Origin of the sequence: Acinetobacter sp. WC-323 (assembly GCF_000314615.1) — a bacterium.
Classification (GTDB): Bacteria; Pseudomonadota; Gammaproteobacteria; order Pseudomonadales; family Moraxellaceae; genus Acinetobacter; species Acinetobacter courvalinii.
Genome location: NZ_AMZS01000024.1, coordinates 1 through 10,306 on the forward strand (window position 1 = coordinate 1; position 10,306 = coordinate 10,306).

The window sequence follows — 10,306 nt, forward strand, 5'->3', positions numbered from 1 at the left end:
AAGCAAAAATACCGTGTTGGATATCGTTAAAAGAAGTCGGAGTGAAAATCCTTAGCGTGCTATATTTTCCGTTTCCTGAGACGACCCCGAAAAGGGATTGAGACCGAAATCAGCCGAAGCAATGACGAAATCAAACAGAGAAATCAGGCTCAGCTGCAATACAGCAAAAATATGGATCTGCTGATTGCTGAAAATGAGATCAAACTCAGCACACTGAAAACAGAACAGCAGATCCAAATCAAAAATAGCGCTAAAACGCCACCAATTGACGAAAAAGCCCTGTTTGAGGAAAAACAGAGGGAAACCCTTGGCAAAGTGCTAAAACGCGAAATCAGCGCAAAAGACGCGAATCTAGACCTGGATTTCATGCAGCGTAATCTCAAACAAGCCGAAATAACCCTGACCAAGCACCACAAACATCAAAATGAGTTCAATCAGCAGCTTGCCCAGGAGATCGTGAAAAGCGGACTCAAGCAAAGTCATGACAAATTGCAAAGCCTGGTCGATCAACACAACGAATTAACTCAGAACAAACCCTTACTGTTTGGAAAAAAAGCCTGGGAAGCCCAACGTGATGCGATTTACCAGGAGCACAAAAAGCTGAAAGGTCAGCATGAACACCAGAAAAAACATGGTGTGAAGGATTTATTGGAAAATGAAAAGTTTAAAGAACATGCCTGGAAGCAGTACCAACAACAACATCCAGCCAAAGCCAAGCAATACCAGACTCTATACCCATCCTATCAAGTCATTAAAAAATGTGTGGATGAGATCAAAGCAGAACAACAGATGAAACTCAGACAGGAACAACAGCTCAAAGCACAGCAACATGCGCCTAAAATGAAATCTCGTGGCATGAGTCGCTAAACAGAGCGAGTGTCTACGAGCGAACTGAGAAAATTTGCCCATCCCTTTCCCTGATTACAAGCTCCCTATCCATTAATCACCTACCCTACAGAGCATCCCGCATGGGTGCGAACTTTCCAAATTTGATTCTTAAATCGAGCGTAGCGAGAAAAAAAGCTCATGAGCGAAGCGAATTCCGAGCTGCTTTTGATCTTGCTTTTGCTTTTCCTCAAATTCACGAAAATATGAACCAAAAATTGCCCCGACGAATCGAGCGAAAGCGAGATTCAATAGAGTTTGAGCGAAGCGAAAACCAAGGGCAATTTTTCAAATTTCCTTTTTTAATTATTTTTAAATATTTTAAATCTTTTCAGCCCTCTGTATGCCTTTAGTAGCAATGGTTTCAGCATTTAAATATGACGGATTGACTACTAACTATGACGGATTGACTACTAACTATGACGGATTGACTACTTAACTATGACGGATTGACTACTAACTATGACAAGTATATATTTGTCATATATTAAAAATTAAATGGTTTTATTTTGGATAAGAATCAAGTTGTAAAATCAAATCAAGTTATAGAAGCTTCATATCAATTAAGTGCCGTAGAGCAACGTATTGTCTTAGCAGCCATTTCACGTATTCCAAAGAATCAACCCATCACAGATGATGAGTTATACCCAGTGAGTGTTAATGAATTACAGCTCCTAGGAGTACACGAGAAAACAGCCTATAGAGATTTAAAAGAAGGGATTAATAGACTTTATGAAAGGTCTATCAACCTCTCTGTGGACGATAAATCTATCAAAATGAGATGGGTACAAGAGGTTCAGTTTTTAGATAGTCAAAGTGTCATTGGTATTCGCTTTTCAAAACCAATTTTGCCTTTTATATCCAACCTAAGTAGAGAATTTACGAAATATGCTCTATCTGATATCGCAGGTATCAACAGTGGGTACGGTATCCGTATCTATGAGTTACTGGTGCAATACAGACAAATAGGTAAGCGTGAAATCTCTGTTGATAATCTACGAACGATGCTGGAACTAGGTAAAAAGTATCCGTTATTTGCTGATTTTAAAAAAAGGGTAATTGATACTGCTGTAGATCAAATAAATGAATACAGCCCTTTACGTGTGACGTATGAGCAGAAAAAAACAGGTCGTAAAGTTACTCACATTACTTTTTCTTTTAAAGAAAAAACAAAAAGTATTGGTCAGGAAAGTACAGACATACCGAAAGAGTTCTATAAGTTAACAGATGCTCAGATAAACATGTTTGGTAATCAACTATCGCGTCTACATGAACTTTCTCATCTAGCACGTGAGGGTGAGAGCTATGAAATATTGGCTTCAAAAATCAAGGAAAAACTTAGAGATCCAAAACAACAGAAGCAGTTTTTACCTTACTTACGGAACTTAGGCTTCAAACCTTGAGTGTATTGAAGAATACACTTATTGTATTCTTCAATACGTATCTTAAATACACAGTAATACACTATGAAAACAAGTACAAAATACAGTGTTAGTGATGCTGCCACACTGTATAAAAAATCTAGAGCGACACTTTATAAAGATATAAAAAATGGGGTATTAAGCCGTGATCATGATGGCTTTATAGACTTTTCAGAATTATTGCGTGTATATGGTGAACCGTTTTCTGGAAAACAGTCAAAACGTATTGATACGTCTCTAATACAGAATCTGGATACACCCGAATACACTGATAAAACAGTAGTAGAGTTAAAAAATCAGATCGACTTTTTAAAGAAACAATTAGAAAAAGCAGAAGATAGAGAGGCTAAAGCTAATGCTCGTATTGATACGCTTCTTACACTAATTGAAATGAAGCCACCTAAAGCTAGTAGTGAACCTAATAAAGAGAATATTGAAAGTAATATTTCGCCAAACCCAACTGATATGGCAACAAATATTCAGTTAAAGCAGGTTAAAGAGGACGGATTGACTACTCCAGAGAACAAACGTATCCCTGTTCCGGAACATGTTGAGCCTGAACCTAAGAAGAGGGGCTTCCTGAGCCGTTTTTTCCTTCCCTATGGTTAGCCAGGACTCCAATTTTTTGATGAGCCAATTTCAGTGCAAGCACATGAAATAATGACTCATCAAAAAACCGGATGAGGTTTATTAAAACTGAATAAAACCGTGGAACATTGCTTACTTATTGACCGTGGAACATGAAAAATTGCTAAAACAGCCTAAGAGAGCGTGCATAGGCTGTTTTACACCTATAAATCATTGTTTTAAAAGGGAAATTTTTGCGAATTTCGTATAAGGTGTATTATGTTAATTTTAGAAATTCTAAAAAAGGGATAGTTTTTAACTATCCCTTTATCTTGTAAAAATTATCTTAGTAATAATACTGGTTTTGTAGAACTTGATAACAATTTGGTCGTCGTACTACCAATAAAAAACTGGCGTATCTTTGAATGACCATATGCACCAATCACAATCATATCAATAACGTTTTTTTCTTGATAATCCAATATAGATTTCTCAACATCACCTTCAAGCACACTATCAATGACATCAAAACCATTATTTGCAAGTAGCTCTTTTGCCCAAGTGACTTGTGATGTCATATCACTATTTGGCTTACCAACATATACCACATGAGCTGTCAGGGTTTTTAATAAAGGGCTATTTGCAATTTTGTCTACACAAATACGTGCAGTAGGACTTCCATCAAAAGCAATTAAAAATGACTGAGGTGGACTAAACGGTGAGGATGTGATTAACACGGGTTTATGAAGAGCACGAACAACATTTTCAATATGGGTTCCAACTTTACTGGAATTGTGCTCGGTTTCAGTTCCATGCTTACCCATAACAAGAACTCGAATATCCTCTTCCATTCCCATGATTGTTTCTAAAAGACTGCCATGGCGTTGAAAGCTTTGAGCATCAATAGAGAACTTCTCCAATAGATAGTTTTTTGCTTCCCGAAGAAGAATTTGGCCATGCTCTAGCTCAATTTTCCCCTTACGTTCTTCCAGTTCAACCAACTCGTTTAGCAAGGTTTCTCGACTTCCTAGACCAATTGCACCACTTAAATCTTGTGGTGCTTTCGCTTTTGGCTTATCAATGACATGCAATAACTGAAGAGGTGAATTCAATTTATCGCTAAACCAAGCTGCATAATCACAAACGGTATTTGTTGCTAATGATCCATCAATACATGCAATAATTTTTGACATAATTCATCCCTCTTAGTGGCTATTTAAGCGATCTAAAGCATCTGGCTTATCATGGATACCAAACTTATCGACTAACGTTTTACTGGCTTCATTCATTCCAATCAGTTCGACTTCTGTTCCTTCACGTCTAAACTTAATGACCACTTTATCTACGGCAGCGACCGCAGACACATCCCAAAAGTGAGCCTGACTAACATCAATCACAACTTTTGAAAGTGCTTCTTTGAAATCAAATGCAGACGTAAATTTATCTGCCGAGCTGAAGAACACTTGACCCGTCACCGTATAAGTACGGGTACTTTCAGGTTCATTAAATTCGGACTGAATTGCCATGTAGCGTTCAATTTTGTTAGCAAAAAATAATGCAGAAAGAAGAACACCGACTAATACGCCATAAGCCAGGTTATGTGTGGCAACAACCACAACCACTGTCGCTATCATTACGATATTGCTAGAGAAGGGATATTGGCGAATATTGCGCAGTGAATCCCAGTTAAATGTTCCGATTGAAACCATGATCATTACGGCAACCAGTGCAGCCATTGGAATGACTTTGAGCCAGTCACTGATAAACACCACCATAATTAACAGGAAGACCCCCGCACTAAAGGTAGATAAACGGGTACGACCACCAGATTTCACATTAATAATTGATTGACCGATCATGGCACAGCCTGCCATTCCGCCTAAGAAGCCTGAAGCGACATTGGCAACGCCTTGTCCTTTACACTCACGGTTTTTATCACTGGTGGTATCTGTTAAATCGTCGACAATCGTTGCTGTCATCATAGATTCAAGCAAACCGACGGCTGCTAATCCCAGTGAATAAGGCAAAATAATAGCTAAAGTTTCAAGATTTAAAGGAATATCAGGAAGCAAGAAAATTGGAAGAGTATCTGGTAATTGCCCCATATCACCTACGGTTCTTACATCTAAACCAATGAACAAGGCAAAGAGCGTGAGGAGTACAATACAGATGAGGGGAGAGGGTAAAAGCTTGCCTATTACTGGGATATAGGGGAATAGATAAATAATGGCTAAACCACCAATTGTCATCGCATAGACATGCCATGTCACATTGGTGAGTTCAGGCAATTGGGCCATAAAAATTAGAATAGCCAAGGCATTCACAAAGCCAATCACAACCGACTTTGACACAAAGCGCATCAATGCACCTAATTTTAGATAGCCTGCTAGGATTTGAATAAATCCTGTCAAAATTGTGGCTGCTAATAAGTATTGCAGACCATGCTCTTTAACCAGTGTGACCATTAATAAAGCCATAGCACCAGTTGCAGCAGAAATCATCCCTGGACGACCGCCTACGAAAGAAATCACCACGGCAATACAGAATGAAGCATATAACCCTACCTTAGGGTCGACACCTGCAATAATTGAAAAGGCAATTGCTTCAGGAATTAGAGCCAAAGCAACAACAATACCCGCAAGAACATCCCCGCGAATATTGGAGAACCATTGTTCTCGAATAGTGGATAACATGAAAATAGCCTATTTTTTTAAATTTTAGGAAAGGCTAGTGATGTGATATATGACACACAAGCTACTACACCACATCACTAGACAGTGATGAGTTATTTACTGTTTTAAGAGATAAATAAACTTATGGTGGCGTAAGTGTCATATTAAGAAAGATATCTATTTTGGAGGGTTTCGGGGGCAATGATAGCAGTTAGGCCCTTTTCTATCCACCCTAACCGCAGTACTGAAGTAAAAGTAAGAATGATCATAGATAATTTTAGAATTGATTTATGTCCATTTAACATAATGGCGGTTATACGAAGTACACTTGTATATTAATATAAATATCAAATACTTATTTAAACTATAAAAATCTAAAAATGCCCAAAAAGCCGATTTTGAAACAAGTCGGCTTTTTTATGAGCAGTTTTGATATATTCCGCCAATAAAAATTGGCTAAATTTTGCAAAATTTACAATTTTGTATTAACATTTTTATATTAACAAAAAGCGATGCAACTATGAAAATTGAGTTTTCATGGGATGAGCATAAAGCAGAAATAAACCTTAAAAAGCATGGTGTAGCTTTTGAAGATGCAACATTGGTTTTTTATGATGCTCATGCCGTCTTCAAACAGGATCGCTTTGAAAATGGTGAATATCGTTGGCAAGCGATAGGTCTCGTACATGGGCAGACAGTTTTATTAGTGGCTCATACTGTACAAGATCATAATGGGATTGATCATATCCGTATTATTTCAGCACGACAGGCAGAGAAAAAAGAGAGGAAACAGTATGAACAAAACCGTTACTTACAAAGTAGATTTGAATAAACCTCCTGTCTTATCTGAAGAACAAAAGACAAGACTTGAGGCATTAGATAAACGCCCAGACAGCGAAATAGACTTTTCAGACATCCCTGAACTTGATGAAAGTTTTTGGAAAAATGCTGTACAAAATCCTTTTTACAAGCCGACTAAACAAGTAACTACGGTTCGCATTGATGCAGATGTCATGCAGTGGCTAAAAGCCCAAGGCAAAGGCTATCAAACACGAATGAATAAGATTTTGCGTGATGCAATGTTGAATGATTTGAAAAATCATTCATAAAAAGGAGCTTAAGCTCCTTTTTATTTTATTTGAATTAATAATTAACTTTAATATAGATCTTATCTTCGATATTAGAAGAGTTAACACTATATCCTTTTTCTTTTAAGCTTTTTTCTACAAAATTTAATTCGCTCTGATCGACAACTTTCGATAAAAAAGCAACTACTATCTCGGTTTTTCCTAACTTAGAGTTAGCTGAAATTGCGTTCGCTACTTCATTTAACATTTCATCAGAACTTAGACTAAATTTATCTGCATTTTCACGCGCTTCTTGGACTGAGATTAATGACATTTCATCTTCCTAATTGATTAAAAACTATAAAAATAATCTAGTTTTATTAAGAAGAAGTCAATTAGATGATCATAGTCATACGACTATTTATGTCGCATCATTATTTAACATAAAATCTCTTATACGCAATTCAGTTGTAACCCCCAAATGGAAATGTCCGATTTCTCCAAAGTAAAAAAGCGCCTGATGGCGCTTTCCTTTAATCATATTTATGGCGTCAGAATAACTTTACGACAGTCTTCTTCTTTTTTATCAAAAATACGGTAACCTTCCGCAGCATCTTCCAGTTTCATGCGATGGGTAATAATCAGATCTGGAGACAGATCTCCATTTTCAATATGTTCTAGCAACTGCGGCAAGTAATTATGCACATGAGTTTGTCCCATTTTAAAGGTTAAACCTTTGTCAAAGGCATCACCAAACAAGAAGCCGTGAATTGGACCGGCATAAATTCCAGGTACACTCACCACACCGCCGCGGCGGACCGCTGCAATACATTGTCTTAACGCTGAACCACTCGAACCTTCTAATTTCAGGTTAGTCATTACGGTTTCCAGCATGCTGCCTTTGGCTTCAAAACCGACCGCATCAATGACGGCATCGACTCCACGATAACCCGTGGTATTTTGAATGATAAATTCAGCGGCATCGACTTCATCAAAATTGACCGGAATCACCCCATAGGTTTGATGTGCGAAACTCAGACGATAAGGATGGTGATCGACCATAAAAATCTGCTCGGCACCGAGCATCCGCGCACAGGCAGCAGCCAGCAGACCAACTGGGCCAGCACCATAAATCGCCACACTGGAACCTCGACCAACTTGGGCATTGTTCACTGCTTGCCAGGCGGTTGGTAGAATATCGGTCAGGAATAATACTTTTTCATCAGGCAGGGAGCCTGGCACTTTAAATGGTCCGACATTGCCCTTGGGGATCCGCACATATTCAGCTTGACCACCCGGTATACCACCATATAGATGGCTAAAGCCAAATAAAGCTGCCCCTGGTGGAATCTGTTTTTTATTGAGAATTGCACCACGGCCGGTATTGGTATTTTCACAGGAAGCCATGAGTTCATGTTCACAGAAAAAACAGTGACCACATGCAATCACGAAAGGAATAATGACCCGGTCGCCTTTTTTGACTTCGGTGACTTCAGGGCCGACTTCTTCTACAATTCCCATAAATTCATGGCCGAAAATATCGCCATCTTCAGTGGCCGGAATTTTACCCCGGTATAGGTGCAGATCTGAGCCACAGATGGCAGTCGCTGTCACCCTTAAAATGACGTCATCTGGTTCCTGAATCACTGGATCTGGAACGGATTCAACTCGTACATCCCGAGCACCATGATAGGTAAGAGCACGCATGCGGATTTCCTCTCTCTAGTTCAACATTAAACAGACTCGTATCAAGGCTGCCAAAAATAAAAAACACTTTTATTAGAGCCTTATGCGCCAAGAAATCGCTGTAAATTAATGTATGAAATAAGACATCCGAGTGTTTAAAAAATAAATTTATATAGGGTTTACGTAATTCGTGATCTTATGTGTCGAATGAATAGAATAGAAAAGAACAGAATTAAAGAAACACCTAGATTGTTAGAACCCATTTCTAGCTACCTTACCCATATTGGATAGGAGCTTTGTGGCAAAATAGAGTGAACTCGATAAAAAATGAAACCCTCTAATTCTTGTTTTAATTATTTTTCTAACTAAGAATTAGAGGGTTAATTTCTTTACCTCTGGAGTTTTATAATTATTGTTATAAAATTTATTAAATCACTTATTGCTCAAATAATCTTCACAATCTGATCATTCACTCATGGATAAGTGTGATGGAAATCACAAAATCAATCAGATCTAAAAATCACACAATTACACTATTTATGATGAGCGAATTGCTCTTTTAATTTTCTGATCAGTCTTGTATTGCGACAAAGCATAGACCGCCCAGATCGCAGCCGGGATCCAACCTAGAACTGTAATCTGAAGTAGCAAACAAATGATGCCTGCAAATGGTCGTCCTATGGTGAAAAACAGTAGCCAGGGAAAAATTAAGGCAATTAGTAATCTCATTTCAAATTCCTATGTATCTTTTCAAGAAATTAGTAATTAACTGCCGACAGATCAAACAGCTTACGATCTCTTTCATCCATTAAATATTTATCCATCTGAGCAATCAGTTTTGCTCTGGCTTGTTCATCATCTTCGGTAATTTTCAACATGCAGGATCCGATTAAAATCTTGCGTCTGGTATCGTCCTTTCGTGCCTGCTCTTTCTCTTTGGCACGTTCTCTTGCCAATGCTGCCTGTCTTTGAGCCTTTAACTGCTTCAGCTTCTCTTCCTGGGCCTTAATTTTACTGTCTAATGTTTCAGTAATGCTCATTCATTCAATACCGTCATCCAGGGAAACCATCCCTAACATAAGCGCACTTGAATCTGCATTCAAGGTGCTATATGTATAGTAATGTTTTCCTCGAAGAGCGCACTTATGCAAACTTCGTTTGCAAGTCCGATTGGGGTCTCCCCAATACCCCGACAACCGTAGACACGGTTGTATTTCACTACGTGAAAATTTAAAAGCGAAAAATAGGCATGGCGATTTACCACTTTTCAGTCAAAACCGTAGCACGATCAGCAGGACGTTCCGCCACTGCTGCAATCGCCTATCGGGCTGGTGAAAAGATCTATTGTGAACGTGAAGGCCGAGAACATGACTACAGCCGAAAAACTGGTGTGGAATACAAAGAGATTTATTTACCCAAAGACGCACCAGAACATTTAAAAAACCGGGAAAGACTCTGGAACGAAGTTGAACAGCGCGAAACCCGAAAAAACTCGACAGTTGCCCGGGAATTTGAAATCGCTTTTCCAAGTGAATTAAATCAGGAACAACGCCTGGCCATGCTCGAAGAACTATGCGCCAGTATCGTGGACAGACATCAGGTGGCCGTTGATGCCTGTATCCATGCCCCGCATACCGGATCCGGCAGTGATGAACGCAATTATCACGCCCATATCCTGATGAGCACACGCAAGCTCATTCCCGAAGGTTTTACCGAGAAAACCCGGGAACTGGATCAGAAACACAGTGGAGAAATCGAACACTGGCGCAAACACTTTGCCGATATCTGCAATATGCACCTGGACATGGCCGGATACACCGCCCGAGTCGACCACCGCAGCTACAAGGACCAGGAGAATGGTCTGGAAGCCACCCTGCACGAAGGGCCTAAAGTCACCGAACTGCGCCGAAAAGGGGTCGTCTCAGGAAACGGAAAATATAGCACGCTAAGGTTTTTCAATTGCGCGCAATGGCCTAAATTTTCCACCACCTATCTTGGCTTTGCTTCG

10 protein-coding genes and 2 pseudogenes are annotated in these 10,306 nt (G+C 39.2%); 6 read left to right on the forward strand and 6 right to left on the reverse strand.

The window, feature by feature from the left end:
- Positions 1-87: 87 nt before the first annotated feature.
- The 3 genes and pseudogenes from ACINWC323_RS20330 to ACINWC323_RS15300 form a co-directional block, all read left to right on the forward strand.
- Positions 88-867: pseudogene (locus tag ACINWC323_RS20330) on the forward strand (MobQ family relaxase); the annotation flags it as partial.
- 527 nt (positions 868-1,394) lie between these two features.
- Complete coding sequence (gene repM / locus ACINWC323_RS15305; protein ID WP_004734502.1) at positions 1,395-2,288, forward strand: replication initiation protein RepM; 894 nt, start codon at positions 1,395-1,397, stop codon at positions 2,286-2,288.
- Between the two features lie 63 nt (positions 2,289-2,351).
- Positions 2,352-2,915: a plasmid replication DNA-binding protein gene (locus ACINWC323_RS15300; protein WP_009508997.1), complete on the forward strand. Its 564-nt coding sequence runs from the start codon at positions 2,352-2,354 to the stop codon at positions 2,913-2,915.
- Between the two features lie 299 nt (positions 2,916-3,214).
- Here ACINWC323_RS15300 and ACINWC323_RS15295 read toward each other — a convergent pair whose 3' ends face one another.
- Both ACINWC323_RS15295 and ACINWC323_RS15290 read right to left on the reverse strand, forming a co-directional pair.
- Positions 3,215-4,066 carry a universal stress protein gene (locus ACINWC323_RS15295; RefSeq protein WP_002115246.1) on the reverse strand — a complete coding sequence of 284 codons (852 nt, stop codon included), beginning with the start codon at positions 4,064-4,066 and terminating at the stop codon, positions 3,215-3,217.
- Positions 4,067-4,078: 12 nt separating this feature from the next.
- On the reverse strand, positions 4,079-5,566 hold the full coding sequence (locus ACINWC323_RS15290) for a SulP family inorganic anion transporter (protein ID WP_005146104.1): 1,488 nt from the start codon (positions 5,564-5,566) through the stop codon (positions 4,079-4,081).
- 499 nt (positions 5,567-6,065) lie between these two features.
- Between ACINWC323_RS15290 and ACINWC323_RS15285 the strand changes: the two genes are divergently transcribed.
- The gene (locus tag ACINWC323_RS15285; RefSeq protein WP_009509004.1) at positions 6,066-6,377 is read left to right on the forward strand and encodes a BrnT family toxin; all 312 of its coding nucleotides are present in this window, start codon (positions 6,066-6,068) and stop codon (positions 6,375-6,377) included.
- Positions 6,340-6,654 carry a BrnA antitoxin family protein gene (locus tag ACINWC323_RS15280; RefSeq protein WP_009508993.1) on the forward strand — a complete coding sequence of 105 codons (315 nt, stop codon included), beginning with the start codon at positions 6,340-6,342 and terminating at the stop codon, positions 6,652-6,654. The genes ACINWC323_RS15285 and ACINWC323_RS15280 overlap by 38 nt, the downstream gene beginning before the upstream one ends.
- Before the next feature lie 34 nt (positions 6,655-6,688).
- On the opposite strand, the gene ACINWC323_RS15275 is transcribed toward ACINWC323_RS15280, so the two are convergent.
- The 4 genes from ACINWC323_RS15275 to ACINWC323_RS15265 form a co-directional block, all read right to left on the reverse strand.
- Complete coding sequence (locus ACINWC323_RS15275) at positions 6,689-6,946, reverse strand: hypothetical protein (protein WP_009508999.1); 258 nt, start codon at positions 6,944-6,946, stop codon at positions 6,689-6,691.
- 209 nt (positions 6,947-7,155) lie between these two features.
- Entirely contained in the window at positions 7,156-8,319 is a 1,164-nt protein-coding gene (locus tag ACINWC323_RS15270; RefSeq protein WP_005006199.1) for a zinc-dependent alcohol dehydrogenase, read from the reverse strand.
- Between the two features lie 516 nt (positions 8,320-8,835).
- Positions 8,836-9,027: a YqaE/Pmp3 family membrane protein gene (locus tag ACINWC323_RS0118805; protein ID WP_004282089.1), complete on the reverse strand. Its 192-nt coding sequence runs from the start codon at positions 9,025-9,027 to the stop codon at positions 8,836-8,838.
- Positions 9,028-9,056: 29 nt separating this feature from the next.
- Entirely contained in the window at positions 9,057-9,338 is a 282-nt protein-coding gene (locus ACINWC323_RS15265; RefSeq protein ID WP_009509001.1) for a DUF8583 domain-containing protein, read from the reverse strand.
- A 209-nt stretch (positions 9,339-9,547) separates the two neighbouring features.
- On the opposite strand from ACINWC323_RS15265, the pseudogene mobQ reads away from it, so the two are divergent.
- A pseudogene (gene mobQ / locus ACINWC323_RS15260) lies at positions 9,548-10,216 on the forward strand (MobQ family relaxase); the annotation flags it as partial.
- Positions 10,217-10,306 lie beyond the last annotated feature (90 nt).